Origin of the sequence: Bradyrhizobium sp. sGM-13 (assembly GCF_018398875.1) — a bacterium.
Lineage (GTDB): Bacteria > Pseudomonadota > Alphaproteobacteria > Rhizobiales > Xanthobacteraceae > Bradyrhizobium.
This window is the reverse complement of the sequence record NZ_JAGWDK010000021.1, coordinates 96,203-122,143: the sequence shown is the minus strand read 5'-3', so window position 1 is coordinate 122,143 and position 25,941 is coordinate 96,203. Positions and strand designations below refer to the sequence as shown.

At 61.9% G+C, this 25,941-nt stretch carries 26 protein-coding genes and 1 tRNA gene; 15 read left to right on the top strand and 12 right to left on the bottom strand.

Annotated elements, in window-relative coordinates:
• Positions 1-2: 2 nt before the first annotated feature.
• Positions 3-188 (bottom strand): hypothetical protein, encoded by a 186-nt coding sequence (locus KJQ96_RS27350; protein WP_213289477.1) that lies wholly within the window; start codon positions 186-188, stop codon positions 3-5.
• 62 nt (positions 189-250) lie between these two features.
• On the opposite strand from KJQ96_RS27350, the gene KJQ96_RS27345 reads away from it, so the two are divergent.
• Positions 251-562 (top strand): hypothetical protein, encoded by a 312-nt coding sequence (locus KJQ96_RS27345; RefSeq protein ID WP_213289476.1) that lies wholly within the window; start codon positions 251-253, stop codon positions 560-562.
• Between the two features lie 95 nt (positions 563-657).
• Positions 658-732: transfer RNA gene (locus KJQ96_RS27340), tRNA-Thr, on the top strand.
• 49 nt (positions 733-781) lie between these two features.
• On the opposite strand, the gene KJQ96_RS27335 is transcribed toward KJQ96_RS27340, so the two are convergent.
• Positions 782-1,540: an addiction module antidote protein gene (locus tag KJQ96_RS27335; RefSeq protein ID WP_213289475.1), complete on the bottom strand. Its 759-nt coding sequence runs from the start codon at positions 1,538-1,540 to the stop codon at positions 782-784.
• 533 nt (positions 1,541-2,073) lie between these two features.
• On the bottom strand, positions 2,074-3,672 hold the full coding sequence (locus tag KJQ96_RS27330; protein ID WP_213289474.1) for a porin: 1,599 nt from the start codon (positions 3,670-3,672) through the stop codon (positions 2,074-2,076).
• A 384-nt stretch (positions 3,673-4,056) separates the two neighbouring features.
• On the opposite strand from KJQ96_RS27330, the gene KJQ96_RS27325 reads away from it, so the two are divergent.
• Positions 4,057-4,587, top strand: a complete 531-nt coding sequence (locus KJQ96_RS27325) for a MarR family winged helix-turn-helix transcriptional regulator (RefSeq protein ID WP_213289473.1) — start codon at positions 4,057-4,059, stop codon at positions 4,585-4,587.
• A 19-nt stretch (positions 4,588-4,606) separates the two neighbouring features.
• Here the strand turns inward: KJQ96_RS27325 and KJQ96_RS27320 are convergent, their stop codons facing one another.
• Positions 4,607-5,713 carry a S9 family peptidase gene (locus KJQ96_RS27320; protein WP_213289472.1) on the bottom strand — a complete coding sequence of 369 codons (1,107 nt, stop codon included), beginning with the start codon at positions 5,711-5,713 and terminating at the stop codon, positions 4,607-4,609.
• A gap of 460 nt (positions 5,714-6,173) precedes the next feature.
• On the opposite strand from KJQ96_RS27320, the gene KJQ96_RS27315 reads away from it, so the two are divergent.
• The 3 genes from KJQ96_RS27315 to KJQ96_RS27300 all read left to right on the top strand — a co-directional run bounded on the left by KJQ96_RS27315 (position 6,174) and on the right by KJQ96_RS27300 (position 7,802).
• Positions 6,174-6,395 (top strand): hypothetical protein, encoded by a 222-nt coding sequence (locus KJQ96_RS27315; RefSeq protein ID WP_249734583.1) that lies wholly within the window; start codon positions 6,174-6,176, stop codon positions 6,393-6,395.
• Positions 6,396-6,589: 194 nt separating this feature from the next.
• Positions 6,590-7,018 (top strand): hypothetical protein, encoded by a 429-nt coding sequence (locus tag KJQ96_RS27310; RefSeq protein WP_213289470.1) that lies wholly within the window; start codon positions 6,590-6,592, stop codon positions 7,016-7,018.
• Positions 7,019-7,547: 529 nt separating this feature from the next.
• A complete protein-coding gene (locus tag KJQ96_RS27300) occupies positions 7,548-7,802 on the top strand; it encodes a hypothetical protein (protein ID WP_028349117.1) in 255 nt (84 codons plus the stop codon).
• Positions 7,803-7,888: 86 nt separating this feature from the next.
• Here KJQ96_RS27300 and KJQ96_RS27295 read toward each other — a convergent pair whose 3' ends face one another.
• The 5 genes from KJQ96_RS27295 to KJQ96_RS27275 form a co-directional block, all read right to left on the bottom strand.
• On the bottom strand, positions 7,889-8,128 hold the full coding sequence (locus tag KJQ96_RS27295; RefSeq protein WP_213289469.1) for a DUF6719 family protein: 240 nt from the start codon (positions 8,126-8,128) through the stop codon (positions 7,889-7,891).
• A 180-nt stretch (positions 8,129-8,308) separates the two neighbouring features.
• The gene (locus KJQ96_RS27290; protein ID WP_213289468.1) at positions 8,309-9,022 is read right to left on the bottom strand and encodes an outer membrane protein; all 714 of its coding nucleotides are present in this window, start codon (positions 9,020-9,022) and stop codon (positions 8,309-8,311) included.
• Positions 9,023-9,342: 320 nt separating this feature from the next.
• Entirely contained in the window at positions 9,343-10,386 is a 1,044-nt protein-coding gene (locus tag KJQ96_RS27285; RefSeq protein ID WP_213289467.1) for an alpha/beta fold hydrolase, read from the bottom strand.
• A 118-nt stretch (positions 10,387-10,504) separates the two neighbouring features.
• Positions 10,505-10,927, bottom strand: coding sequence for a hypothetical protein (locus KJQ96_RS27280; protein WP_213289466.1), 423 nt, complete (start codon positions 10,925-10,927; stop codon positions 10,505-10,507).
• Between the two features lie 207 nt (positions 10,928-11,134).
• A complete protein-coding gene (locus tag KJQ96_RS27275) occupies positions 11,135-11,389 on the bottom strand; it encodes a His-rich protein BRANT (protein ID WP_213289465.1) in 255 nt (84 codons plus the stop codon).
• A 295-nt stretch (positions 11,390-11,684) separates the two neighbouring features.
• Here KJQ96_RS27275 and KJQ96_RS27270 point away from each other — a divergent pair, with 295 nt between their 5' ends.
• On the top strand, positions 11,685-12,218 hold the full coding sequence (locus KJQ96_RS27270) for a lipopolysaccharide assembly protein LapB (RefSeq protein ID WP_213289464.1): 534 nt from the start codon (positions 11,685-11,687) through the stop codon (positions 12,216-12,218).
• A 151-nt stretch (positions 12,219-12,369) separates the two neighbouring features.
• Here KJQ96_RS27270 and KJQ96_RS27265 read toward each other — a convergent pair whose 3' ends face one another.
• Positions 12,370-13,956 carry a S10 family peptidase gene (locus KJQ96_RS27265; RefSeq protein WP_249734582.1) on the bottom strand — a complete coding sequence of 529 codons (1,587 nt, stop codon included), beginning with the start codon at positions 13,954-13,956 and terminating at the stop codon, positions 12,370-12,372.
• A 287-nt stretch (positions 13,957-14,243) separates the two neighbouring features.
• Between KJQ96_RS27265 and KJQ96_RS27260 the strand changes: the two genes are divergently transcribed.
• The 5 genes from KJQ96_RS27260 (at position 14,244) to KJQ96_RS27240 (ending at position 19,352) form a co-directional block, all read left to right on the top strand.
• Positions 14,244-14,915, top strand: a complete 672-nt coding sequence (locus tag KJQ96_RS27260) for a hypothetical protein (RefSeq protein WP_213289463.1) — start codon at positions 14,244-14,246, stop codon at positions 14,913-14,915.
• A 25-nt stretch (positions 14,916-14,940) separates the two neighbouring features.
• Entirely contained in the window at positions 14,941-17,085 is a 2,145-nt protein-coding gene (locus KJQ96_RS27255) for an adenylate/guanylate cyclase domain-containing protein (RefSeq protein WP_375293208.1), read from the top strand.
• Positions 17,086-17,209: 124 nt separating this feature from the next.
• A complete protein-coding gene (locus tag KJQ96_RS27250; protein ID WP_213289461.1) occupies positions 17,210-17,989 on the top strand; it encodes an NAD kinase in 780 nt (259 codons plus the stop codon).
• Between the two features lie 217 nt (positions 17,990-18,206).
• Positions 18,207-18,752: a response regulator gene (locus tag KJQ96_RS27245; RefSeq protein ID WP_028349127.1), complete on the top strand. Its 546-nt coding sequence runs from the start codon at positions 18,207-18,209 to the stop codon at positions 18,750-18,752.
• Positions 18,753-18,773: 21 nt separating this feature from the next.
• Positions 18,774-19,352: an Hpt domain-containing protein gene (locus KJQ96_RS27240; protein ID WP_213289460.1), complete on the top strand. Its 579-nt coding sequence runs from the start codon at positions 18,774-18,776 to the stop codon at positions 19,350-19,352.
• 162 nt (positions 19,353-19,514) lie between these two features.
• Here KJQ96_RS27240 and KJQ96_RS27235 read toward each other — a convergent pair whose 3' ends face one another.
• Positions 19,515-20,690 carry a DUF2336 domain-containing protein gene (locus KJQ96_RS27235; RefSeq protein ID WP_213289459.1) on the bottom strand — a complete coding sequence of 392 codons (1,176 nt, stop codon included), beginning with the start codon at positions 20,688-20,690 and terminating at the stop codon, positions 19,515-19,517.
• 280 nt (positions 20,691-20,970) lie between these two features.
• On the bottom strand, positions 20,971-21,990 hold the full coding sequence (locus tag KJQ96_RS27230; protein WP_213289503.1) for a transglycosylase SLT domain-containing protein: 1,020 nt from the start codon (positions 21,988-21,990) through the stop codon (positions 20,971-20,973).
• A 275-nt stretch (positions 21,991-22,265) separates the two neighbouring features.
• Between KJQ96_RS27230 and mddA the strand changes: the two genes are divergently transcribed.
• The 3 genes from mddA to KJQ96_RS27215 all read left to right on the top strand — a co-directional run bounded on the left by mddA (position 22,266) and on the right by KJQ96_RS27215 (position 25,926).
• Positions 22,266-23,051, top strand: coding sequence for a methanethiol S-methyltransferase (mddA, locus tag KJQ96_RS27225; RefSeq protein ID WP_249734578.1), 786 nt, complete (start codon positions 22,266-22,268; stop codon positions 23,049-23,051).
• A 135-nt stretch (positions 23,052-23,186) separates the two neighbouring features.
• Positions 23,187-23,804, top strand: a complete 618-nt coding sequence (locus tag KJQ96_RS27220) for a TetR/AcrR family transcriptional regulator (protein WP_213289458.1) — start codon at positions 23,187-23,189, stop codon at positions 23,802-23,804.
• Positions 23,805-23,808: 4 nt separating this feature from the next.
• Complete coding sequence (locus KJQ96_RS27215; RefSeq protein ID WP_213289457.1) at positions 23,809-25,926, top strand: alpha/beta hydrolase; 2,118 nt, start codon at positions 23,809-23,811, stop codon at positions 25,924-25,926.
• The last annotated feature ends 15 nt before the right edge of the window (positions 25,927-25,941 follow it).

Below are 25,941 nucleotides of genomic sequence, written 5' to 3'. Positions count from 1 at the left end.
TGTCAGGTCAAGGCTTCATCGAACAGGCTCCGCATCGATGCCCAGGAGCGGCGTTCGGCCTGCTCGTTGTAGAGGGCGGCGCGCATGATCGGGTCGTCGGCAGCGGAGCACGCCCAGTGGCCTTCCGGCGGCATTCTCGCCGATTGCAAGATTGCCGCGCGCAGATGGACCTCGTCGCAGCGGTACATCGCGCGGCTGAATCAAATTTCCCGATCCTTCAAATGATAGGGAGCCGGAACTTCACACCGGCTTGAGGATCGCGCAATCGAAATCGAAGAGCCCGGAGCTTTCCCGCTACTCGGCATCACGCCAATTTTATGCGAACACCGGAACGATCGGCACTGCCGCAACCATCGCGACCGCCCCGGTTGCCGCCGCCAGGGCCCCGATCGGCGGCAACGAATATGCCCCGCGCAACGGCTTTGTCTGCCCCCCGGGCACCTGGTTCCGCGGCGATGACGGCCACAGGCATGTTCGCCAGCAGATTAGTGCAAATCGAGTCCAGAAAAGGCGGCTGGAGGCCGCCTTTTTCATGCCTCGGGTGCGCTGGAGCGATTCTTGAGGTTCTGGTCCTTTGCGACCAAGTCTGCTATTCGAGCCGCCGAAGAGCGGCCCCATGCGGCGGGCATTTTCGTTGTCCACCGATCGCTTCAATTCGCCGGTTTAGCTCAGCGGTAGAGCAGCGGTTTTGTAAACCGAAGGTCGGGAGTTCAATCCTCTCAACCGGCACCACTTAAGAGCGTCAGGCGGACGAAAACCGTTCGACCGCACCAAGACCCGTTCAGGCCTCCGCCATTGCTGGGAATTCCGCGGGAAGTTGTTGGGGGAACACCACCTCTGCCGATTTCCCGAGCTCGGCCGATGTCCCGAGCTCGGCCGATGTCCCAAGCTCGGCCGATGTCCCAAGCTCCGCCGATGTCCCAAGGCTCCGCGTTGAATAAGGATCGAGCGACGCTTTCCGTTTGCTTACCCGCTCTACACGCAACTGCAATCCGAACGCCGCGAGAATCGTCAGGACAGTCGTAAACTCGGGAGAGCGATCGCCCATGAATGAGCGGTAGAGGCGTGTTCGGCCAATCTGTATTCGCCGTGCGAACTCCGTAACGTTCTCCTGGGCTCGGATGATGTCACCAAAGGTAGAACAAATGGCACGAAGATTGGAGGTTGCAAGGGCAGGATTCAAGAGCTCGGCAACTCCCGCCGGAGTGCTGTAACGGAAACGGCCATGCACTTGCTGTTGAGAACTATATCTTTCGAGCGTGGATGCGGACGGTTGCACTGTAACCAGCCTTAGGCGTAGTGCCGTAATCACCTTCGTCACTGTGGAAAGCCGCGGCCCCCTCTCCGATGCAAAAGCCCCGTAGAGGTGTGCCCGCTCTATTCCTGATTCGATAGCGATTGTCGTGACATTTTGGGTCCGGACTGCTTCACCGAGAGCCAGGCAAACCTGACGGCTGTCGGTGGTTTGAAACGCCTGATTCAAGAATTTTTCAAGCTGAGCCGTGCTGGCGTATTGAGAGCGACGCGCCGTCTTGGCCATCGGGGTGCCATCCGAGTCTGCACTCACCGGCGAATCAGAAATAGCCTGCTAGAGGCCGAAAAACCTCTGACCGGGCATGGTCAGAGGTTTCGGAGGTATTTCTGAAGATGCTGGTGCGCTTCTCCATGAGAGCCGCCAACCTATTTGGCGACTACGCCTTAGAATGATACATGAGTTACTCAGGTTATTACAACATATATTTTAGTTACACACATTGACGCGCGCTCCGGCGGAGACGCTTTGCTCAGGCTTCGATGGTGTGCGGGGCGACAAGTCTTCGCTGAAGGCTCGACGCTCGATGCAGGGTTCAAACGGCGACGGAGATCCCGCGAACATTCTGATGACGGGACGCACTTCCGAGTCTTTGAGCGCTTCAGTAAGCTTGCGCGCCACTTCTGCGCCAGCAGGTTTCTTCTCAAGAATGTTTCGAGTATTTGGCTGAAGTTTGAGAACAGCGTCCTGGCTGAGCTCTACAAAAAGAGACCCCCCGGCAGTGAAACTGCCGGGGGTTATTGCGATAGTTCAGTTCGGGATCAGAAGTTGCGCTGAGCGCGAATGTTCAGGAACACAGTGCTCTGGTCCCGGAACTCGTAGGTCGTGTTCGGCTTCGGGCTGGTCGCGCCCGGAGCTTGTGCCGTGATCGCACCCGTCATCTTCTGGTCGAGGAAGAACGCACCGACTTCAGCCGAGAACGTCAGGTTCCTGACGGGAGTCCAGCGGGTGACCGCACCCACCATCGCAACATCGAAGTCCGGGTTGCAGGTGAAGTCGCCACTGAAGCTGCGGCCCGTCACAGGGGCTGCAAAGGCCGCACAGTAATTCGCAGTCGCTGTACCATTGTAGCGAACCTGGGCGTAGCTACCCCAGAGGCTGGTCGACCAGTATGGATCCCAGTTGTGGTTGAACGCACCACGGACGCCCCAGGCATCCGTAAGCTGGATATCGCCACCCGGGACGTATACGCCGTCACTGGTGTAGCCAAAGCCGTAGCTCTGATAGGCTCCCGCACGGCTGGTATCACCGAACATCGCAAAGCTCGGCGAAGCGCCACTCGTGGAGATCACTGACTTGGTGGCGCCCTTAGCGTAGGTAGCGTCGATCTTGAAGTCGTCGCCAGCGCCGGTCGGCAGGTTCTTGATCTGCAACGCAGCCATCACCGCACCGCCCCACTTGCTTTCGGGGTGACCGCTCAGTTCAGATGCCGAAGTCGGCAAGCCCGCCGATGTCAGCACGTTGTACGAAGCGTTCACGAGATGCGCCAAACCGCCAATCTGGAACAGACCCCAAGCCTGGTCGACCCGGATATTGCCGACAATGTCGGGCGCATGCACGCCGCCATAGGCGTTCGGCGCAATGCCGAGCGTCGAGACCGAACTGGCCGGATTGACTGCGAGTGCCGTCGGAGTGGCAGCGACGGCCGGGAAGGTTGCAAGATATCCGATGCCCGTGCGGCTGTACACGGTCGGTTCGTCCAGACCGATGGTGCCCGACACGCCGTTACCGAACTGAGCGGTGTACTGGATGTTGTTGACGCCGGTCACATAGTCCGGACCGCCGATCAGGTTCGAGTTGTTGTTGCCCGGATAGCCGTTCCAGGGCGACGCAAAGGCCGAAACCGACTTACCGAAGGTGAAGCCCGCGAACTGCAGGAAGATCTGGTCGACCGCGACATAGCCGGCGCCCGCGGAGTCAAGCAGGTTCGTGTTGTTGCCCAGGTTAGTCGCCAGCGAGTTCGGATTGAAGGTGGTGTTGCCGAGCGTGCTGAACTGGACGTTGGCCTGACCGAAGGTGCGGACAACGCCATATTCAGTGGCGGTACGGGTATCAACCGTCAGCGCCAAACGCGAGCGGGCCGCGAAGTAATTGGCGTAGCGGTTGCCCTGACCGATATCGCCGTTCCATGCCGGCGAGCCGTAGATGCCGCCGTTGAACGTGGTGTCAACGCGCAGATAACCACCAATCTTCATGCAGGTGTCGGTGCCGGGGATGTAGTAGAAGCCAGCGCCGTACAGGGAGCAGATCTTCACGTATTCGACCGCTTTGGCCTTGACGGGAAGATCGGCGGCCTGTGCTCCGCTAACGGCGATGAGACCCGCCGCTGAGCCGAGAACAAGGCTCTTGATCATAGTCATGTTAAACCTCCAAGTTGCTCTGCCAGGACGAGGACGGACCTGTGGCTGTTCCCCCAGGAAAGATCCGCCCTCGCCTTTGAAAAACCGCTCAGTCGTTTCGCGTCTTCGGACACACCCGCATGAACGCGAGGGACTTAAGCGAACCACCTGCAACGGAACGACCCAGGACCCCCCTCGGCCGTCTTCAGAACTATGCATGCGCAACTTACGTAATCAAAATAGTTTATGAACTCAGCTATCTCTATCCTGTTCGACTGTGTCGCCGTAGCAACACCGAGTGCTCGCAAAATCGTGTTCGGGGAACCGCCAGAAAGGCGTCCATTCGGATGATTTTGTTAGGTAAATCGGTTAAGTTAGTGAACGCTGCATCAGACGAGAGAAACCATGGCGCAGGAACTCCGCAAGGGATCGGACTCGTCGAGCCGCGGTGGATCAAGTGAGTTCGGCGGCACGAATCAGGACATCGCCCGGCAACTCGCCTGGGAGATCGCCGCCATCAACGTGCACCTCCAGGAGATCCGTTACTTCTGGGCAAAAGCCCTCGGCATCAGCGGCCCGCAGTGGATGATCCTGATGGCTCTGGCCGATCTGGATCAAGGTGAGGGCGTCCCAGTGAAGGTCGTCTCAAAGATGCTTCACGTGGACCCGTCGTTCGTCACGACTCAGTCGAAAATGCTGGAGAAAAAGGGTTTCATGCGCCGGAGGACATCGGCAGACGATGCAAGAGTCGTGCAGATGTCCTTGACGGACAAGACTTATAAGCAGATTGCAAACCTGGCCTCTGAGCAGCAGGCGCTCAACAATTTCGTCTTCGCGGAATTCAGCGACCGTGAGCTCAGGGATCTCACCGGCAAACTCGCGACCCTGAAGGGCCGTCTTGAGAAGGCGAGCCTGAAGATAGCGATGGGTATCTGACCTCTCCGACGGTAACGAGCTAGGCCGGTACCGACTCAAGGCGATCGGCCATCCAATCAAAAATGAACTCGTTGGCGAGCGTGGGATTATCGCGATGCCCATGCGCGGCAGCAGTTTCGGAGCTGTCGAAAATTTTTAGCGAAATGTCGGGCTGGCTGGTCTTGAGTCGTTCGAACAGACCGGTCACCTGGTTACTTTCGAGCCAGCCCTGCTCACCCATGGTGATCAGGACCGGGCAGCGAAATTTTCGCTGCGGCCAGCCGCCTTCGCTTCCGTTACATGCGCAACCCAGCGAGAGGCGGTCCATCAAGAAGGCGCGCTCGTGCATATCCCAGATTCCGCCGTCACAAACCGCGGCGGCGAAACGATTGTCGAGAGCGACGCCGCGCGCCACAAAGGACGATCCCGAACCGTCGCCGAGAACTGCCACCCTGTGTTCGTCGATGTCGTCCCTCGTCGTGAGGTAATCCATCACGTGGCTTACCGACATTTCGAGATCGGGACGGCCCACCACCTCATCGAATTTGGCGCCGGTGCCGGATCCAAGGAGATCCACGGCCAGCAGCGACAATCCCCTGTCGCGGGCGTAGCGCGCCACCTTGAAGAGATATTCTTCCTTCCGATGTCCGGGATCGCCCATGCACACCACGACAGGCGTTCGATGCGAAGCGCCTGGGGCTGGTAAAAAGTAGCCTTCCAGCGGATAATCTTCCTGCCAGGGAATCTCGACGACCTCGCCGGCGGGAGTGAGATGCGCAATGTAGCGGCGGGCGCAGGCCCGCATGGTTCTGAGCACGCCTTGCTGTTTCTTGTCGGCAGCGTCGAAATCGAACGCTGATGCCTGATAGTAATTGATGGCACGGAGCCAGTTGCTTTGCGCGGTCAGCACGTGACCACGCTGGAAGGCAGCGTTGGCGCGTTCGTTGCTGATATCAGCCATCCTCAGCCATTCCCGGTACCAGGAATCGCCGCCATCCTTTGGGTCAATCCGACTTGCGACAAGGAAGCATTCCGAGATCAGCGAGCCCCCCTCCTGAGCCAGGCCGAGCAGCCTCACGAACTCGATTGAGAACTCTTCGCTGTCTGGCCATTGAACCCAACCCGCCGGACCAAAATGAATTTTCATGCCGGAAGCAAACCTGTGCACCTCAACTGATTAAATTAGTTATAGACCGTAACTTAAATCGTGAGGTCGACATCCTGCAAGCCCTCCAAACGTCCCATGCCGCAGATACGGTTAGCCCACCGAACGGCTCCCAGCTTCAATAGCCGGGCTGTAGGGCCATCGCCTGAGAGGCATCTCGGAAAATGTATTGCACCGGGCGAAACTAGTGGAAAGTGCTTGTTGGACCACTATGGAGCAACGTGCTGTTTTTTTAGGCGATTCCCTTAGTTCTACGGTGCTGAATGCACCACTTGGCCCGTTATCAGCGCGGCTTCTGGCCTGGACGAGATAGTAGTTCAACGTCCTGGCCGATGCGCTACCTGCGGTTGTGGGATCGGACACTCACTCTCAGACTGATCGGGAAACCAACCCCCACCTCTCGCGTTCTCCCGGCATGAGAATTCGCGAAGAAAACTGCAACATGGTGCTGCTCGCGATCGTCGCGTGTTTCAGCGTGGCGATTGCAGGTGGCGCTACGCTGCTTGGGTTCGACGACAAGCCGGTCCGGTTCGCGCACCGGACAACCGCTGGCGTCGAGCGTTCGCCAGCAGCCGACCAGCGGATCATCCATGTCGGCGACCAGCCGCCGGTGCGCATGATCGGCGCGCCCTTTGTCCCGAACACCAATCCCCGCGAACGCTAGGCGCTCCGCTTCGCGCGACCACGGTTGCGAATACCATACCCGATGCGCCCCGCGCCATGTGCGCGTTGGCAGTCACGAACTGTCACCGTTTTGTCACCTCGCGCGCAAAAGAGCGGCAGTTATCCCCAGCGAGCTCCCCGCCCGCTTGATTCCACAAAAGCCGTTTGGTGGAATGACTTGGCCCGAGGTGTCTCATGAAATGGATGAGGGAACGCGATCTCCTGATCGCGCAGACGATGGCGTTTGTTCAATCGGTGACCGGCAAGCCGCCGGAGGCCGAGAAGAAGGTCACGACGTCGGTCACCGTCCTCTCCGTCCAGGCATCCGAGCCCATCCGTGCGGCAGCGCCGCTTTCTGACATCCAGGCTTCTGACATCCAAGCCCTGCTGGCGGAGAAGATGCCTATTGCCCAGGCGCCAAAGGAAGCGTCGAGGGAAATAGCGAGGCTGGCCCCTCTCGCGCGTCCTGATCTGCGGGACGAGATCCAGTCCGAGATCAAGGCGCGGGTCGCGAATTTCCGTGCCCATCAGGAGCGGTTCAACCGCGAGCGCGAGGCCTATTGCACCGCGACCATGGCAAAGGTGCACGCTGCGCTCCGCGAAGGCGAGCCGCCGGCGAAGTAGCCCGCGCCTGACCCGGTCCCCGGATACTGCGCAGCGCGCCGCACTTGCACTCGGGTCCGCGCTCCGCGCGGCCCGAGCACAGGCTCTGTGGTGCGCTGCTGATCCGGATCCAGTCTGCGATGGGTCCCGCGAAGCGTCACTTCGTGACGCATCGCGTCCGGGACACGAACCTCCATGTTGTCATCCTGTGTGGGAATCGGTCGATCGTCTCGATCTCAGAGCCAGGCATAGACCAGCGCCATGTTGGCGGCGCAGGCAGCCAGCAGGCACACGGTCAGCGTGAGTTGGACACGCTCGCAGGAGGTCTGGAGGCTCGTTCTCATGGCCGAAAACATCCGGCGATTCTGGCGATTGAGTCTCGGGGATTCTTTTTTCGGGAATTTACGGCTCGTTAAAGACTCAGAGACTCCACGAAAATGGGCCGAAACGAGCCAATTTGCTCCCGAAACAGCCTGTGGAATGGCCGCATGGCAGCCAAGCCGGAAACCCGGCCCCCGCTTCCGCGTTGACCGTTTTACCGGAGCTAACAATGCCCTACGCGCTGTTCTCAAAGGATGCCAAGCTGAGCAAGGCCTATCCAACCGCAGCCGACGTCTGGAAGATCGCCCAGAAGAGCGGTCTGGTCGTCGACGTCATCTCCGGGCGAGACAACAAGGGTCCCCGTCCGGTGCTGGACCATGACTACGAGATCAAGCCCTGCCAGCTTGAGCCGCACGAAGACCCCGCCCGCAACAAGGCCGACGCCGAGCGCGACGCGCAGACGGAATTGCAGCTAGCGTCGTAAGGTCGGCCGCTAGCGGCCGACACACGACAGGTCTCGGCGAATGGGTCTCATTCGCCGGGACGATATCCAAGACGGAAAGTCGAATCCTACGGCGTCGCCGAGACCAGCGATGCCTGTTCCGAAACAAGGGTGACACAGGCCTTGCGCCGCTGCAGTCCCCTGATCGCACCGGTTACCTTGCGCACCTTGCCGGCTCCGCACGAGGGATCCTGCACGAAAGCGACTTCATAGGGAGCAAGGATAAGCGGTTCGGATTTCAGGACAGTTTGAGCAAGGCACGGAAACGCCGCTGCGGAAAAGATCAGCCCTAACGCAAAAGCACGCATGTTCGTCGTCCCACCAGCCGGCCGGAACCATAATATCGGATCGTGACGAAAAGTTGCATGCAGCGCGAAATTTTTTTCGCGCCTGCCAAAAAATTACCGGCGCGCGCTCGCCTCGACATCCGCCAAGCAAAAAGGCCGGCGTGAAGCCGGCCCTTGCGTGCCTCGATACCAAAGTCGGTATCAATATTTGGGAGCAGCGGGACCACCCCAGCCGAACCGGTAGTTCACGCCCACCTTGGCCGTATGCTCGTCGTTGCGGAAGGTGCGGCCGGTGATATCGGCAGGACCTGACGTGAAGGTCGTGTCGCCGAAATTGTAATACTGGTACTCGGCCTTGGCCGACCAGTTCGGGGCGAACATGTATTCGAGGCCGCCGCCCACGGTGTAACCGTCCTGGTGGTTGCCGTTGGTGGTGAAGCCAGTGGGCACCCCGGCCACCGATATGCCGAGATTATTGCCGTCACGCCAGGCGTAACCGCCCTTGGCGTAGAGCAGCGCCGGACCCCAGGTGTAGCCGAGCCGGCCGGTCACCGAGCCGATCTGATCGGTGTTGGAGGTCACGAGCGTCCCGCCCGGAAACAGCACGCCGTTATTATTGTTGCTGGGCAGCCAGCTATACTGAGCTTCGGCGCCCAGCACCCAGTTCGGCGCGAACTGGTAGTCGAAGCCACCCTGCACGCCGCCGAGGAAGCGGACGTCGCTACCCTGCAGGGAGTTGTCACCCGCGAAGGCGCCACCGGCATGGCCGCCGATATAGAATCCGGTCCAGTTATAGACGACTTGAGGCGCCGTATAGGCAGGCGCCTTTGTGTACGGCCGGGGCGGCATGTCGGCCGCAAAGGCTGGAGCCGCCATCACGGCCAGCGCGGCAGCCCCGAGCAGTATCTTCTTCATCTTATTTCCCCGTTACGAACGTCGCGAATACCAATCCAAACAACGTGACTTCATTTAGGTTGCTTTGCGGCAAACGCCCGCGACCGGATGGCGCGCCACTGTGATGGCACAGCAACAACGCAGTTTAGTTCCCTCGCACGTCAGGCTTTTTCCCGGGTTAAGAGGTGATTTCCGTGCTTAGCTGGGTGTCCGGGATGACTAAGGCAAGGTTCAACCATCGCCGAAAAGTGATCCGATTTCGTTCACGGTTCCTTCCGGGAACATCAGATGACGGCCGTGCCGGCAGTCGTCGCGACTGCCGGCTGCAAGACCGTCCGTCTTCAAGTGCGAGCCGCTTCGACGACGGCGTCGGCAAAGGCTTGCGGCGCCTCCTGCGGCAGATTGTGCCCGATCCCGCCGGTGATGAGACGGTGGGCGTATCTGCCGGAGAACTTCTTGGCGTACGCCTTCGGGTCTGGGTGCGGCGCACCGTTGGCGTCGCCTTCGAGCGTGATGGTGGGTACGGTAATGACTGGAAATTCGGTCAGCCGTTTTTCCAGCGCGTCGTATTTGGTCTCGCCCGGGGCGAGACCAAGCCGCCAGCGATAATTGTGGATCACGATGGCGACATGATCTGGGTTGTCGAAGGACGCCGCGCTGCGTTCGAAGGTCGCGTCGTCGAAATTCCATTTCGGCGAGGCAAGCTGCCAGATCAGCTTGGAAAACTCGCGCCGGTATTTTTCGTAGCCCAACCGGCCGCGGTCGGTCGCAAAATAATACTGATACCACCACTGCAGCTCGGCTGATGGCGGCAGCGGTTTTGCGTTGGCTTCCTGGCTGCCGATCAGGTAGCCGCTGACCGAAACCAGCGCCTTGACGCGTTCCGGCCAGATCGCGGCGATGATGCCGGCGGTTCGGGCGCCCCAGTCGAAGCCAGCCACCACCGCTTTTTCGATCTTCAGCGCATCCATCAGCGCGATGACGTCAGTGGCAAGTGCGCCCTGCTGGCCGTTTCGCGGCGTATCGCCTGAGAGGAAGCGCGTCGTGCCGTAGCCGCGCAGATACGGCACGATGACCCGGAAGCCTGCCGATGCCAGCACGGGTGCCACGTCGACGAAGGCGTAGATGTCGTAGGGCCAGCCGTGCAGAAGGATGGCGACGGGACCATTGGCGGGGCCGACTTCGGCGTAACCGATATTGAGAACGCCGGCTTGGATCTGTTTCAGCGTGGCAAACGATGTGTGGGCGCCCGGCCTGCCCGCGCCTGCCCCGGCCTCGCCGGACTGCGCGAACAGTGCCCCGCTCATGGCAAACGGTGCGGCCGCAAGGATAGCTGCCGCGGTGCCGAGGAAGCGGCGGCGGTCAGGCGTGATGGGATGGGACATGTCTTTCTCCGCTATATATCTCACGCGATTAAGTCGCATGCGATATAAATGACCAGACGCGGTATGTATAGGCGCGAAAGCATCACACTCTCGTGTGAAGCTCACGGCACGCGCAAATCTACCGCGTCAGTTTCTCCAGTTCCGCAAATGGCGTGTAGGCCAACCCCGCACAGGGCTCCGCGGCGTTTTCGATGATGCGGTCAAGCCGGCCGTCGACAAAAAGGATGGCGCGTTCGCGCGGCTCGCGGTAGCCGCCGTCGGATTCGCGCGGGCTGAACCGGAGACAGACGACATAGCGCAGCCGCCCGCCGACGACGCGCTCGATCGGCTCGGCCATCACGGCGCCGCGTACGCCGACGGGATCATTGAGATAAGTCTTCAGGAACGCCAGCACTTCCGTGCGGTAATTTTTCGGAAAAGGCTGGCTGGAGACGCCGCGATCGTCGGTAAACGTGATCGGCTTGCTCTCGTCGCTGGCGGCGCAGGCCGACAGCGCGAGCGGCAACAATACCACCGCCGCAATTTTGACTGAACTTCGCAAGCGAAATGCTTCCCCCGCCCTGTTGGCCGTCTCTTAGACCGCCCGGCGGCGAAATGGAATTCGCATCTCGGTTACTGAACAGATCGAAGCAGCGCCAGCCCACGGCCATCGGGGAAGCAAATGGCACGTGGGCTGGTCCGATATCCGCCGATGCGGGGGCAATGGGGAAGCGAAACGCCCCGGCGGATCAGATTCGATCGCGCTGGTTCAACTGCGCTTGGCGGCAGGCACGGCGGGTTTGACTGCGGCACGCTTCTTCGAGAGGCCGACCTGCTTCTTGTGGGTATGATGTCGATAGTGCTTGGCGTTCAGCGCCTTCGATTTTCCCTGCTCGGCCTTGGCGACCGGGGCCTGCGTAGTCTTGTTCACCGGAGCTTGCGCGGTCTTGCCCGCAGTGCCGGCAAACACGGGCGCGGCGAGAACGGACACGGCAACGAGCGCTGCAGAAAAGGTCTTGAGCATGACTGTCTCCTCTTCCATGGGGACCTGCGGGCTCTCCAGTCCGAATGGCCGGGCTTGCCGATCATGCGTGCGACGCTAGGCACGGCGCAGTGAACCCGTCCTGAATCGAACGTGCGGACTTCGTTCATCTCCATGGCAGGTTCGCCATCTTTCGAACGCGAACTGCGGTCGCCAAATCAGCAGAATCCAAAATCGCAAGAATCGAAGGCGGATGGCGGGAATGTTCTCAACTGCCGGGTGTTCACATCAACGGCCTTCGGTGTAGGATTGCGGAACCGGCCATCAGGAGATATGCATGAATAAGTTGGCGATCAGGCTTTTGACTCTCGCAATATTGTCGCTCACGCTTGCGGCAGCCCCTGTCGTTACGGTCGTCTACGCAAATCCCGACAACGAGCCGCCTCCGCCGCCGAAGAAAAAGAAATCCAGCGAAGCTCGTCCGGGCAGCGAACAAACCGCATTCGTCGACGGCTATCGCGCTGCTTACGCCGCGATCTACGAGCGCCACGACTATGCGTCGGCGATCGAGCAGTTGAAGGCGCTCGGCCGTGACGACTCGGCCGCCGTCGCCAATCTGATCGGCTATTCCTATCGCAAGCTCGGCGACTACAAGGTCTCGCAGATCTGGTATGAGCGCGCGCTGAAGGCCGATCCGAATCACGTCAAGACCTGGCAGTACTACGGCCTGTGGCAGGTCGAACAGGGCAACCGCGATCAGGCGCAATATCACCTGAACCGGATCGCGCAGCTCACCGGCACCTCAATCGAGGAATATCGCTCGCTCGCCGCCGCGCTCGAAAAGCCGCCGGGGACGGGGTTGGTCTACTGAGGCGGAAGTCTCTCCACGTCATTGTGAGCGAAGCGAAGCATCCAACTATCCGTTATGCCGCGGCATGGATTGCTTGGTCGCTTCGCTCCTCGCAATGACGAAGAAATCACCGGCGCAGTCTTAAAACTGCGCCGGTTTAATTTTGACTCCATCACTTCATCACCGCCTCAACCTCCGCGCGGAACGCCTTCCGCGCACCGTCGCGCGAATAGAACATGTGGCCGCCGGGATAGACGACGAGTTTGACGCGATCCGGGCTGGCATACGCCGGCAATTGGTCGAGAAGGACCTTGGACGCGAAATAAGGCGTGGCGAGATCGAACAGCCCGTGACCGACCAGCAGTTTCATCTTCGGGTCGAGCGCGAGAATCTGGCGCAGTTGTGAAATCGACTCGGCCGGCCCGCGGCCAAAATCCCACGATCGGTTCACGCTCTCGCTGAGCAGATGGTATGAACCATCCGGCCGCCAATTGAGTTTGCGGGTGGTGAGTTCAACCGCGGCACTGGTCAACGGCGCCATTAGCGAATCGCCTGATGGATCGCCGAAATGCGCGGAATTCGAATCCGGATAGGGATCGAAGCCCATGACCGAGGCGTCGTAGCGCCCAGTCACCCTACCGTTGCGGCGGTCAAATTCCCTGCGGAATTCTCCGACTTCGAAACGACCGGCGAGCCTGCGGCTCACGGCCTGATCGATGCCGGTCAGCGCCGCCACCTTGTCGGCGAGCCGCGTGGCGGCTTGAGTGTCCGCCTGCCCCTTGATGAGGTCGGTGAGAAACTCGCCCTGCGCGTAGCGTTCGACGTCGGCGAGATCGGCGCGCGTCAGCGGCGTCTTGCCGGCTTCCCTCACCTCACGCGCCACGGCCGCCATGGTCGGCAGCGTGTAACTGTATTGCAGCAGGCTGGAGCCGGAAAAATCACGGAAATCAAGCAACGGTGAAACCAGAATCAGCCCGCGCACGCCGACGCCCTGCTGCGTCTGCAGATTGCGGACGATCTTCGGCCCGCGAATGCCGCCATAGCTCTCGCCGGCGATGAATTTCGGCGACGCTAGACGATCGTATTTCTCCAGCCAGCGCCGGATCACGAGCGCAATCGAATTGACATCGCCATCGACGGAAAGGAATCGCTTGCGCACGTCCTCGCCGGACGCGACGAAGCGGCTGTAGCCAGTGCCGACCGGATCGATGAAGACGAGATCGGTGAAGTCGAGCCAGGTCTCGGCATTGGGCAACAAATCGGGGGTGGCTGACGACACCGCGCCATCGCCGCCGATCTGGAGTCGCCACGGCCCGGCGGCGCCCAATTGCAGCCAGGCCGAGGACGCGCCGGGGCCGCCGTTGAACAGAAACGTCACCGGCCGGCTTGCGCGATCGGCGCCGTCAAGCTGGTAGGAGGTGTAGGCGATATCGGCCTGCGGCTCGCGCTTGTCGTCGAACACGCGGATCGAGCCTGCGGTGGCGGCGAAGTTGAGCGTACGACCGGAGAGTGCCAACGTCTGCTGGGTGGTGGAATCCGGCGGCAGGCGATGTTGTTCGGCTGCCGGCGATGGAGTCGCGGCGGGGTCCCGCCCTGTTCCGCCCTTCTGGCCCGACGGAGACGGCGATGGCGTCGCCGCGGCGGGTTGCTTCGAAGTCGGCGAACTCGCCTCCTCGGCGCGTACGCCGGTCGCGCAACACAGGACCAGAATCGCGGCGATCAGACGCATGGGACGCGCTGGCATAAAAGGAAAAGTCATGCCGTTTACTCCTGCGCTCGCGATCAATCAGGGCCTGCCAATCTGCCCGGAGACTGCGACAGCGCCGTTGGTACACAAGGGCAGGAACCCCGCGGAAATCACAATCCCGACAGCATCGCGTGAGAGGGTGGGAATGCCCTGCACTGCGTCCGGTGACTGTCCTCGGCGGCCGTTAGGTGATATCGGTCGGTTCCTCTGGCCTACCGGCCAGATATTTTGATCTATCCATGAAACCATTCGGGCGCTGGCGCGACTAACGAACCTGCGCTTTTTTATGGGGTCTTAGAATGAAACGTTCGATTGCTGTTTGTCTCGGCCTGCTGGCGCTGGCTTCTCCGGCGGCCGCAGATTCGCCGGCCGCGGTGGTCGAAGACGTTCAGGGTAAGGTCACCGGTGCGGAATTCATGGACTATGTGACCCCCAAGGCGGTCATCAAGATCGGCGACGGCGGCTCTGTCATTCTGAGCTACCTGAAGTCATGCCGGCGCGAGACGATCAGCGGCACCGGCACCATTGTCGTCGGCACCGACGAGAGCGCCGTTCACCTCGCCGAGGTCAAAGCCGAGAAAACGAATTGCGATGCCAACCAGGCCAACGTGACCACGCGCGAAACCAGCGGTGTCTCCGCCACCGTGCTGCGCAGCGTCGACAGCAACAAGGCGGCTTCCCTGCCGCAGCCGCAGCTCACGCTTTACGGCGCCTCGCCGCTGGTGGAAGCCAAGGGGCGCGGCAAGCTGATCATCCGGCGTCTCGACGCGGCGGGCGAGCGGCAGCAGATCGACCTCGGCGGCACCCAGCTCAAGGGACGCTTCGTCGATTTTGCCAGCGAGAACGTCGCGCTGGCTCCCGGCGGCCTCTACGCCGCTTCGTTCAAGTCATCGCAGATCGTGTTCCGGGTGGATGAGCAGGCCAAGCCCGGCCCAACACCGATCGTCGGTCGGCTGCTGCGGCTGCAATAGGCGTGCCGGACCATCCAGCTTGAGAATAAGACGCAGCACGCGCGACAGGCTTGTGATCGCCGCCATCGCGCTGGTTTGCGCGGCCGCCTCGGTTTCGCCTGCGGCCCGGCCGATCCGCGGGCTCTCGCTCGATATTCTCACCGCGCTGCGCTGGGAGGTGTTCGGCCGTAAGCAGGATCCGGCCGCTTCGCCCGCAGTCGTCGTTGCGATGGACGAGGAGAGCCTGCGCACCCCCCCGTTCAAGGGCGCGCCGATGCTGACATGGACCGGCGAGATCGGCCGGGTGCTTTCAGCGACGCTCGAAGGCGGCGCGAAGGTCGCCGGCTTCGACGTGGTGATCCCGAACTCGCTCGAACAGTCCGAGATACCGCTTGGGGATGGCATGCTGGGCGAAAAAGTTCGCGGTTTCGACCGCGACTTCCTGCGTGCGCTGGCCGGGGGGGCCGCCAAAGGCAAGGTCGTGCTGGGCGAAGTTCTGGGCGACCGCCCGATCCTGCCATCGCCAGGACAGCGCATCGCGGTACGCCAAAACATCCGTCCGCTCAACGACCATGCCGACAGCGACGACATTGTGCGCCGACTGCCGCTAAGCTTTACCATCAGCGGCGCGAAAGTGCCTACCATGGCGGTCGAGCTGGCCTCGCGGGCGCTCGGCGCCGCGCCCGAATTCGACGAGCGCGGCAGGCTGACGCTCGCCGGCTACCGGGTTCCTGGCCGAGTGCCGAACACGATGACGCTGAATTTCGAAGGTGGCGCGGACGACATCCCCACGTTCTCGTTTGCCGACCTGCGTGCCTGTGCGGTCAAGAACGACAAGGAGTATTTCCGGCGCTGGTTCGACGGAAAGGTCGTGATCTTCGGTACCGTTCTCGATATCGAAGATCGGCGAATGACATCCAAGCGCTTTGCGACCGGCATCGAAGGGGCACGTTCGCCACGCTGCACGGCCGAGAGCATGCCGGTCACCGCGAGATCCAGGACCAGCACGATTGCCGGCGTCTATATCCATGCCACCGCGGTCAATAACCTGATCGCGCGCAATGCCGTTGTCGAACCTGGGCCGCTTCCCCGGTTGCTGATCGCGGCACTGATTGCTGCGCTCGCCGCGGCCGCCGCCTGGCTGTTCCGGCCCGTCATCGCGTTCGCTGCCTGGACGGGCATGATCGTGCTCGGCGTGGCCGGCGCGACGGTAGCCTTCAACTACGCGCTGGCGCTCCCAATCGTCGAGCCGTTCCTGGCCAGCCTGACCGCGCTGGCCGCAACCATTGGCTACCGCTTCGTCATCGCCGACAAGGACCGCCGCCTGCTGCAGAAGAGCTTTGCGCTCTATCTCGCCCCGCACGTCATCAACCGCATGCTGTCGTCAAGCAAATTGCCGGAGCTCGGCGGCGAAACCCGCAACGTCACGGTGTTCTTTTCCGACATCGAAGGATTTTCGCTGATCGCGGAAAAGATGTCGCCCGACGGCCTGATGGAGCTGATGAACGAATATCTTTCGGCGATGACCGACGTCATCGAGAGCCATGGCGGATATGTCGACAAATATATCGGCGACTCCATCGTGGCCGTATTCGGCGCCCCGGCCGACGACCCCGACCATGCCGCGAACGCAGCGCGCGCCGCGCTGGACTGCTGCACGCAACTGGCGGAACTCAACGCCTCCTCTGCCGTATTTCGCGACTGCAAGCTGGCGCAGCGGATCGGCATCAATTCCGGCGAGGCGCTGGTCGGCAATTTCGGATCGCGGCGGCGCTTCAACTACTCCGTGATGAGCGACGCGGTGAACCTGGCCTCGCGGCTGGAGGGCGCCAACAAATTCTACGGCACTACCGTGATCGCTTCCGAGACGACGGTTGCGCTTGCCGGCCAAGCCTTCGCCTGGCGCGAACTCGACGCCATCAGGGTGAAGGGGCGAACCCAGGCGCTCAAAATCTACCAATTGCTGGCGCTGTCGGCGGGGCTGGCGCCGCAGCAGCAGACGGTGATCGCCAACTACGCCGACGGGCTGGCGCACTGGCGGGCCCGCGAGTTTGCGCGCGCCGCAGAGTGTTTCGGCCGTTCGGCCGACATCGACCGGCCGGCATCGCTGTTTGCCGCGCGGGCCCGGGAATTGACCCAAAACCCGCCGGGCGAGGACTGGGACCCGATCCGGACATTGCAGGAAAAATGACGGCCCGATGACCGCCGGTTTGGGTTACCGGCGCGAAAGTACCTGACGGCCATCTCGACAAGCCTGTCCAAGGTGTATAGACGAGCGCGGCGCAATCCGGCGCCAGGTATGAGTTCGTCGTCCGATGGCCACCCCCAAGCGATACGACCGGATCGCCTTCGTCGCGAGCGCAGGCGCCGAGGCGCAGACCGCGCTGGCGCAGCTCGTCAAGCTCTACGGCAATCATGACGCCGACGACGCCGACGTCGTGGTGGCGCTCGGCGGCGACGGATTGATGCTGCAGACGCTGCACGCCCACATGCGCTCGGGCAAGCCGATCTACGGCATGCATCGCGGCACTGTCGGCTTCCTGATGAACGAATTCACCACGCATGATCTGCATACGCGGCTGGCGGCGGCGCGGGAATCACTGATCAATCCGCTCTTGATGCGCGCAACCGACGTGCACGGCGTAGTGCATCTGCATCACGCCATCAACGAAGTCGCACTGTTTCGCCAGACCAACCAGGCCGCGCACCTGCGCATCCTGATCGACGAGCACGAGCGGATGCCGGAATTGATCGCCGACGGCATCCTGGTGGCGACGCCGGCCGGCTCCACCGCCTATAATCTGTCGGCGCAGGGACCGATTTTGCCGATCAACGCCGCGCTTCTGGCGCTGACCCCGATCAGCGCGTTCCGACCCCGACGCTGGCGCGGCGCCCTCCTCCCGAACTCCGCTTTTGTGGTGATCGAGGTGCTCGAGGGTGAGAAGCGTCCGGTCGCGGCCGCCGCCGACCATGACGACGTGCGCGACGTCCGCCGCGTCGAGGTGTTATCCGACAAGACGATTTCGATGCGGATGCTGTTCGATCCCGGCCACAGTCTCGAGGAACGCATCCTGCGCGAGCAGTTCGGGTATTAGCACTGTCGTCCCGGCCTTGAGCCGGGCCCCCATAACCACGGGCGTTGATTGTCGCGAGCGGTGTCGCTTCGCACCACCCAAAGCCGAGAAGCCGCGGCGTATGGGTGCCTGCTTTCGCAGGGACGACGAGTTCAGGGGCCGGTTTTGCAACGATTCCTTAACCGGCACCGCGATATGGTTAACGCCAGTATACCGTTTTGCTGGGCCGGGCCGGACCATGTATCGCATTGACTTCAACAAGCTGCGATTTCTGATTTGCGACGACAATCCGCATATGCGCCGCATCCTGCGGACGCTCCTGCATTCGTTTGGCGCGCGCGAAGCCTATGAAGCCGAGGACGGCGCCACCGCGCTCGAAATGTACAGCCACTACGTACCCGACATCGTCATCACCGACTGGGCGATGCCGATCTTCGACGGCCTCGAACTGGCGCAGATGATCCGGCAGCCGGAATCGAAGGGTAACCCTTACGCGCCGATCATCATGCTGACCGGACATTCGGAGAAGCGGCGCGTCACGGTCGCGCGCGACGCCGGCGTCACCGAGTTCCTGGCCAAGCCGATCTCGGCCAAGGGACTCTATCAGCGCATCCTCAACGTCGTCGCCAATCCGCGCCCCTTCATCAAGACCAAGACCTATTTCGGCCCCGACCGGCGGCGCAACACCAACAACGCCTATATCGGCCCCGAGCGGCGGGTTGGTGGCGAGATGGAAGTGATGCAGCAGCCGTCGTTGCTCGACAAGGCGCGGTCGAACGTTTAGCGCGAGCCTGGAGAGACCATCATGGCGAAAGAAAAGCCGGGGACGATACAGGTCAAATCGTTTGCCGATCATCACGTGATCACGCAGCCCAATCCGTTGCGCAAAGTATTGCTGCGCGTTCCCGAATCCGATCTCGATGATCCTGTCGGGCGCGCGGAGAAGGCGCTTGCAGGACTATCCGGTGAATTCAAGAACTGGATGACGATCGAGGCGGACCGGCTCTCGGCCGCGCACGAGGCCATTCTCCGCGACGGCTTCACCATCGACAATCGCGAAGAGCTGTTTCGCGCCGCCCACGACATCAAAGGCGATGCCGCCACGTTCGGCTTCCCTTCCGCCGGCGCCGCCGCCGAAAGCCTGTGCCGCATCATCGAACATGCCCCCGACCTCGATCAGGTGCCATCCGAGCTGATCACCCATCACATCAATGCCATCCAGGCGATCGTGCGCGAACGCACCAAGCTCGACACCGCCACGATGGCGAGCGCGCTCAGCAAGCAGCTCCGCGGCGTCGCGGATGAATTCCTGCTCAAGGTCAACCGCGACCGCCCCGAGCATCTCGAAGCGATCCTGGCGCCGAGCATCGTGCCGGCGGAGTAGCGCCGCGCTCTCAACGCGTCGTCCGTGCGAACGCAGGGACCCGTACGCCGCGGCTTATCGATTAAGAGCGCGCTGGTCGATGACCTTCAGCCAACCACAAACGACTGTGGTTTATGGGTCCCTGCGTTCGCAGGGACGACACCGGTCGTGTCGCAGGATCGCCTACGCCGCGATCAGATCGCGTACGGCTGGCACGAACGCTTCGTCGGCGACCAGCTCCTCGCAGAACAGGCGGGCTTCCTCGCGCGCGGACTCGGTTGCGAACCGCCGCAGCAGGATCAAGAGCGGCTCGGCGGACTTGCGGTCGGTCTCGCAATGGGTAAGCACACGCTCGACCATGCGGCGGCGCAGCCTTGCAGCGCCGCCGATCGTGTCGACAAAGCCGGTCTCACGGCTGACCTCAAGCGCGATACGGAAGGCTCCGAACGTGGATTCGGGAAGGCCCGCGCGGATCAGGAGAGCCTGCAGGCTGGCGCCGCCGCGGTCGTGCAGCAGCGCGGTGACGCGGTCCAGTGGCAGGTCGGCCAGTTCGGCGAGCGCCGCATCGAACAGTTCGAGATTGCCCGACAATAGCGCGCGCAGGATCAGGCCGGCGGTCAGTTGCCCGGTGGCGCGCAGGTGCCGCACTAGGCCCAGCATGTCATCGCCGCGCGAACGCGCCGCAATGTTCACGGCCGAGCGCTCGCGCGCTTCACTCGCCAGCCGCCCTGCCCGGTCGGCGCTCAGCCAATTCCGCGCGACGACGAATTGCGCCAGCGTCTCGGAGAGTTTCGCGACCAGCGCCGCGCGGGTGGCGGCCGGCAGGCCTTCCAGCACCAGCATCGCTTCCCTGATCGCGGCGAGATGGCCGTGACGTTCGACGATACGGTCCCAGGAAAACGGCGCCAATTCCGCGTAGGCATTCTCGATCAGTTCGAGCGCCGCGGCCGCCGAGCCAACCTCGGCAATCGCGGCGGAAACCGAGGGCGGCAGGTTGATGCGGCGCGCGATGGCGCATTGCGTGTCGCTGTTGCCGGTGGCGACGATGTCGACCAGGTCGGCGTCGATCAGAAGCGGCGAATGTTCGAGCACGGGAAGCGCGATCGAAGGCTGGTCGAGCGAGAGCGCCTGCACGATCGCGGCCGGCGCGTCCGAGCTGCGCGCGAAGACTTCCGACATCGCCTGGCGCACCAGCGGCGACGGATCATCGAGCAGCATCAACAGCGCGCCTTCGGCGGCGATGCGATCGTCCTCGGAAAGATCTGAAATCAACCAGGCCCGCGCCAATGCCCGCGTCGCCTCTGCCCGCTCGCCTGCCGGAGCGGTGCGAATCCAACTGATGAACTGCCGAACGATCATGGTCCTGGCTTTACGCAACCTGAAACGACACCGTGACGTGGTGCCACTATTAGAAAAAATAAACCATGACGCTTAACAAAGGGTTCACCATAAACGGCTGGTTTTATTGACGTTTTGTTAAGGGTGCGACGACGGTTGCGATGTCTCGTGCCCCGGATGCTGCGCAACGCGCAGTGTTGCGCTGATGATGCGGGGCCCATCCGAACTCGCTCACCGCGATGGATCCCGGTTCTGCGACGCATCGCTACGCGCTGCATCACGTCCGGGACACGGATCCGGGTCAGCTACTGAACGTGCCGTTGCGGTCGCTGAAGAGGTCGAGTCTTCCGGGTGCGCGGACTTCGGGCTTATGTCCCGACAATACGGTGCTCGCGGACGCAACTGGCGACGGATTGCTGCCCCACAATTCCTGCACCGTCGGCGAAATCGGCTGTGTGCGTTCGCCGGGCTGGAACAGCGAGCGGAAGATTGGCTCCGGCGACGCCGAGGCGGTCTGCGCCGTTGCCGCCACCGGCGTTACCGCGCGCTGATCCGGAAAGCTCGAGAGATAGGCCGCGTTGTCGATCGCCAGCGCTGCCGGCGCAGCGCTCGCGACGGTGATGCGCCGGGGCAGATCGCCGCCGGCAGCCGCCATCGCCGTGCGCGTCACCGGTGAACTGGCGGCAGCCGCATAGTGCGTGCTCAGCACCGAATAGACCTGTGAGACGCTGCGCGGCTGCCCCGAACGGCTGTAGAAGATCGATTGATTGGCCGCCGCAGCGTTCGGAAACATCTGCACGGCGGACGCGTTCGGATTGTCCTCGGCGTTCTGGATCAGCTTGCCGGCGCCGCCGACGCCCATGAAATGCGCCATGTAGAGTTCAGCATCGGTCGGGCGGCGCCCGATCTTGCCGGTCAGCTTGAAACTGTTGGATTGCGTCAGCACCGCCGCCATCGACGAGGCGGCATCCGGATCGTCGCGCAGCCGCATGATCGCGGCGCGTGCCGCGGGATCGTCGACCGAATAGCTGCCGGATGGATTTTTGGTGATGGCGTCGGCATATTTGCCGTAGCCGAGATGGGCACCCGCCTCCTTCACCGTGCCGAGCCAGGTCTGGTCGATGAATTGAAACAGCCCGCGCGCCGACGAGGTGGTTGCGGCGGCCTTCGGGTTGAAATTGGATTCCATCTTCGCGGTAGCGAGCAGATATTCGAAGCTGGCGCCGGTGGTCGAGGCGGCCTGCCTGATCGAGCTCGCGATCCTCGCGTGCGCGGGATCGACACCTGCCGCAGCCGTGGCGCTTGTTGTGTCGACCGCCATATCTGTGGTGCCCCGCTCCTCGCGAAAACCTCGCGGCTCGTGATCGCCGCCGATCCGGCGCTTCACCGACCCAGCCTGCGACATTTATGGTTAATGCCGGGTTAAAATGCCGCATTTCCAACATAAAGCGGGGAATGAACTTTTCGGTCGTTCGACCGACTGAATATTTGACGTTGGATCTGACCGGGTCGCAAACGAGGAGAAGTTCCGGGCAATCACGACCGTCCGCACTGAAAGCAAGGCCTTCCGCAGTCTTCCCAGAGAGGATCAAGATCATGACAGACCATGCACTCCACTCCCCTCCCGCAAAGACCATAACCGGCGGCTTGACGGCTATGCTGTACGGCACGCTCACGTACCTGCTGTTTCTCGGCACATTTCTTTATGCGATTGCCTTTGTAGGCAACTTGCCGGTACCGAAGACCATCGATAGCGGCACCGCCGGGCCGCTCGTTCCTTCGCTGCTCATCAACGTCGTCCTGCTTGGCGTGTTTGCAATCCAGCACAGCGTGATGGCGCGTCCCGCCTTCAAGCGCTGGTGGACAAGAATCGTGCCGCAATCGGTCGAGCGCACGACCTACGTGCTGTTGGCCAGCCTCGCATTGCTCCTGCTCTACTGGCAATGGCGGCCGATGACAGGCATCATCTGGTCGGTGACCGATCCTGTTGCGGCAATTGCCCTTCAGACGATTTCCTGGATCGGCTGGACGGTGGTGCTCGCCAGCACCTTCATGATCAACCATTTCGAGCTGTTCGGCCTGCGCCAAGTGCTGGCGCGGCTTCTCGGGCGCGAGTTGCCCCCGGCCGAGTTCAAAACGCCGATGTTCTACAAGGTGGTCCGGCATCCGATCTATCTCGGCTTCCTGCTTGCGTTCTGGGCGACGCCGGTAATGACGTTCGGTCATCTGCTATTCGCCATCGCCACCACCGGCTACATCCTGATCGGCATCTGGCTCGAGGAGCGCGACCTGATAGCGCTGTTCGGCGACCAGTACCGCCGCTACCGGCAGCAGGTCTCGATGCTGATCCCGCTGCCGCGAAACAAGGCGAAGGTCGGGTGACATTTGTTTCACGATGCCCGGCATGGCTCCGGGCACGGTTTTTCCGGCCGGTAGAGGGTTGAAACGGCAAGGCTGGCCTTCTCAGCCGGAATGCTTGTAGCGTCTTTGACGCTTTCCATCACATCATGAGGCACCATGGCGCGCGCGGCAGTGAAGAAGATCGAAACCAGCACGAGCTTGCTCGAAGCTGCCAAGAAGGTGTTGCGCCGCGCCGGCTATGCCGGACTTTCCACCCGCGAAGTCGCTGCAGAAGCGGCCGTGCCCTTAAGCCAGATCCATTACCATTTTGGCTCCAAGCAGAACATGGTTCTGGAGCTGTTCGAGTATCTCAATGCTCAACTGCTCGACCGGCAGAACAGGCTGTTCGAAGATCCATCGCTAAAACTGTCCGAGCAGTGGTCCCGCGCCTGTGACTACCTCGATGAGGATATCGCTTCGGGCTACGTGCGGGTGCTGCAGGAGCTGATCGCGGTGAGCTGGCATGACGCGGAAGTAGCAAAGGTGATCCGAGCCGGCCTCATGGGCTGGATCGACCTGATCGTAGGCGTGGCACGGAGGACCGAACGGATGATCGGGCCGCTCGGCCCGTTCTCGGCCGAAGAAGTCGGCGCGATCGCCGCCTGCAGTTTCATCGGCGGCGAAAGCCTGTTCCTGCTGGGACTGGAGAAAAAAGGCTCGCCGATACGGGCGTCGCTGCGGCGCGTCGGCGACCTCATTCGGATTGCGGAAGGATCTTCACCAGGAAAAGAGTGACAGCATGCGAGCAAAGCTGGCGGACAGCGAGGGTTTCATCACCCGCGACGGCGTGAAACTCGCTTACGAAAGCTACGGCGCCGGCGCGGAAACCATTCTGTTTATCCCGCCATGGAGCATCGTCCACTCCCGAATCTACAAGGCGCAGCTTCCCTACTTCAGCGAACGTTTCCGCTGCATCGCCTATGATGGCCGCGGCAACGGCAAATCCGATCGACCGGAAGACGTCACGGCCTACACGCTCGACAACTACGTCGCCGACGCGCTTGCCGTGATGGACGGCCTCGAGGTGGAGCAAGCTATCCTGGTCGGACTTTCGTTCGGCGGGTTGCTCGCCTCCATTCTCGCCGCCTATCACCCGGCGCGTGTACGGGCAGCCATCCTCGCCGGCACGGTCTCGACCATCGGACCTGCGCACCAGGCAAGATTTGCGGCCTCGCATTTTCTCGCCGAGAGAGATACTTACGACGGCTGGAACAAGTTCAACCGTGACTATTGGCTGACGAGTTACCCTGATTTCGCGGAGTTCTTCGTTCGCAACATCTGCAGCGAGCCGCATTCGACCAAACAGATCGAGGACGGGGTCGGCTGGGCTGCCGAGACGGATGGACCAACCCTGATCAAAACGGTCGAAGCGCGAAACATTCCTCCCCAATTCGACGTCAGCGCGGAAATGTATCGCAGCATCCGCTGCCCGGTTCTGTTCATCCACGGCGACAACGACCAAATTCAGCCCTGCGAGCGCGCCCGGGCGGCCCATGCCGAGGTGAGCGGCTCGGAGTTCGCAACGATCAGAGGCGGCGGTCATAACCCTCTCGGCCGGTATCCGGCCAAATCAAACGCGCTGATCAACGACTTCATCGATCGCCGGCTCGCCATCCGCCCGCCTGCACGTGAGGCCTGGCCTCACAGCGCACGCCAGAAGCGCGCCCTCTACCTTTCCTCGCCGATCGGCCTCGGCCATGGCCGCCGGGACATCGCCATCGCCCGCGAGCTGCGCAAGCTTCATCCTGACCTCACGGTGGACTGGCTGGCGCAAGATCCGGTCACGCGTCTGCTGGAGGCCGGCAACGAGCATGTCCATCCGCTAAGTGCAAGGTTGGCGAGCGAAACGCGGCATATCGAGCTCGAAAGCGGCGAACACGAATTGCACTGCTTTCAGGCGCTCCGTCGCATGGACGAGGTGCTGATCAAGAACTTCATGATCTTCCAGGACGCCGTCGAGCAGGGCGCTTACGACATCGTGATTGCGGACGAGGCCTGGGATATCGATCACTACTGGCACGAGCACCCTGAGCTGAAAAAGGCAAAACTCGTCTGGTTGACCGACTTCGTCGGTTACGTGCCGATGCCGTCCGGCGGCAAACATGAGGCGCTGCTGACGACCGACTACAATGCCGAGATGATCGAGCATATCGAGCACCATCCTGGCGTGCGCGACCGAGCGATTTTCGTGGGCCACCCTGAAGACGTGGTGCCGCTATCGTTCGGTGCGGATCTGCCCCTGATGCGCGATTGGGTTCCGAGGCACTTCGATTTCGCCGGCTACGTCATCGGCGAGCACCCCCAAACCTTCGGTAGCCGCCAATTTCTTCGCGAAGCGCTCGGCTACCAGAACGGCGAACAGATTTGCATTGTCACCGTCGGCGGATCGGGGATCGGGGCTCACCTGATCAAGCGCGTCGTGCAGGCCTATCCCATCGTGAAGGCCAAGCTGCCGGCGTTGCGCATGGTGGTGGTCGCCGGTCCCCGCATTGATCCGGCGTCGCTGCGTGCGCCGGAGGGCGTCGAGATACGGTCGTTCGTCGCCAATCTCGACCGGCATCTCGCAGCGTGTGACCTGGCGCTGGTCCAGGGCGGACTCACGACGTGCATGGAACTCTGTGCCGCCGGGACGCCGTTTGTCTATTTTCCGCTGCGAAACCATTTCGAGCAGAAATTTCACGTCGCCCACCGGCTCCGCCGCTATGGTGCAGGCATCCAAATGGACTTCGCTGCGTCAACCCCCGATATGATTGCCGACGCCATGATGTTGGCCATGTCGAGGCCGGATAGACCGAAAGCGGTCGAAGCCGATGGTGCGAGACGCGCAGCCGCCATGATCGGTGAGCTGTTGGCATGACCAGCCCGGAACCGA

Coding starts and splice junctions, on each gene's coding strand:
- KJQ96_RS27350 (WP_213289477.1), bottom strand. CDS start 188: ATGTACCGCTGCGACGAGGTCCATCTGCGCGCGGCAATCTTGCAATCG.
- KJQ96_RS27335 (WP_213289475.1), bottom strand. CDS start 1,540: ATGGCCAAGACGGCGCGTCGCTCTCAATACGCCAGCACGGCTCAGCTT.
- KJQ96_RS27330 (WP_213289474.1), bottom strand. CDS start 3,672: ATGACTATGATCAAGAGCCTTGTTCTCGGCTCAGCGGCGGGTCTCATC.
- KJQ96_RS27325 (WP_213289473.1), top strand. CDS start 4,057: ATGGCGCAGGAACTCCGCAAGGGATCGGACTCGTCGAGCCGCGGTGGA.
- KJQ96_RS27320 (WP_213289472.1), bottom strand. CDS start 5,713: ATGAAAATTCATTTTGGTCCGGCGGGTTGGGTTCAATGGCCAGACAGC.
- KJQ96_RS27315 (WP_249734583.1), top strand. CDS start 6,174: ATGGTGCTGCTCGCGATCGTCGCGTGTTTCAGCGTGGCGATTGCAGGT.
- KJQ96_RS27310 (WP_213289470.1), top strand. CDS start 6,590: ATGAAATGGATGAGGGAACGCGATCTCCTGATCGCGCAGACGATGGCG.
- KJQ96_RS27300 (WP_028349117.1), top strand. CDS start 7,548: ATGCCCTACGCGCTGTTCTCAAAGGATGCCAAGCTGAGCAAGGCCTAT.
- KJQ96_RS27295 (WP_213289469.1), bottom strand. CDS start 8,128: ATGCGTGCTTTTGCGTTAGGGCTGATCTTTTCCGCAGCGGCGTTTCCG.
- KJQ96_RS27290 (WP_213289468.1), bottom strand. CDS start 9,022: ATGAAGAAGATACTGCTCGGGGCTGCCGCGCTGGCCGTGATGGCGGCT.
- KJQ96_RS27285 (WP_213289467.1), bottom strand. CDS start 10,386: ATGTCCCATCCCATCACGCCTGACCGCCGCCGCTTCCTCGGCACCGCG.
- KJQ96_RS27275 (WP_213289465.1), bottom strand. CDS start 11,389: ATGCTCAAGACCTTTTCTGCAGCGCTCGTTGCCGTGTCCGTTCTCGCC.
- KJQ96_RS27270 (WP_213289464.1), top strand. CDS start 11,685: ATGAATAAGTTGGCGATCAGGCTTTTGACTCTCGCAATATTGTCGCTC.
- KJQ96_RS27265 (WP_249734582.1), bottom strand. CDS start 13,956: ATGACTTTTCCTTTTATGCCAGCGCGTCCCATGCGTCTGATCGCCGCG.
- KJQ96_RS27260 (WP_213289463.1), top strand. CDS start 14,244: ATGAAACGTTCGATTGCTGTTTGTCTCGGCCTGCTGGCGCTGGCTTCT.
- KJQ96_RS27250 (WP_213289461.1), top strand. CDS start 17,210: ATGGCCACCCCCAAGCGATACGACCGGATCGCCTTCGTCGCGAGCGCA.
- KJQ96_RS27245 (WP_028349127.1), top strand. CDS start 18,207: ATGTATCGCATTGACTTCAACAAGCTGCGATTTCTGATTTGCGACGAC.
- KJQ96_RS27240 (WP_213289460.1), top strand. CDS start 18,774: ATGGCGAAAGAAAAGCCGGGGACGATACAGGTCAAATCGTTTGCCGAT.
- KJQ96_RS27235 (WP_213289459.1), bottom strand. CDS start 20,690: ATGATCGTTCGGCAGTTCATCAGTTGGATTCGCACCGCTCCGGCAGGC.
- KJQ96_RS27230 (WP_213289503.1), bottom strand. CDS start 21,990: ATGGCGGTCGACACAACAAGCGCCACGGCTGCGGCAGGTGTCGATCCC.
- mddA (WP_249734578.1), top strand. CDS start 22,266: ATGACAGACCATGCACTCCACTCCCCTCCCGCAAAGACCATAACCGGC.
- KJQ96_RS27220 (WP_213289458.1), top strand. CDS start 23,187: ATGGCGCGCGCGGCAGTGAAGAAGATCGAAACCAGCACGAGCTTGCTC.
- KJQ96_RS27215 (WP_213289457.1), top strand. CDS start 23,809: ATGCGAGCAAAGCTGGCGGACAGCGAGGGTTTCATCACCCGCGACGGC.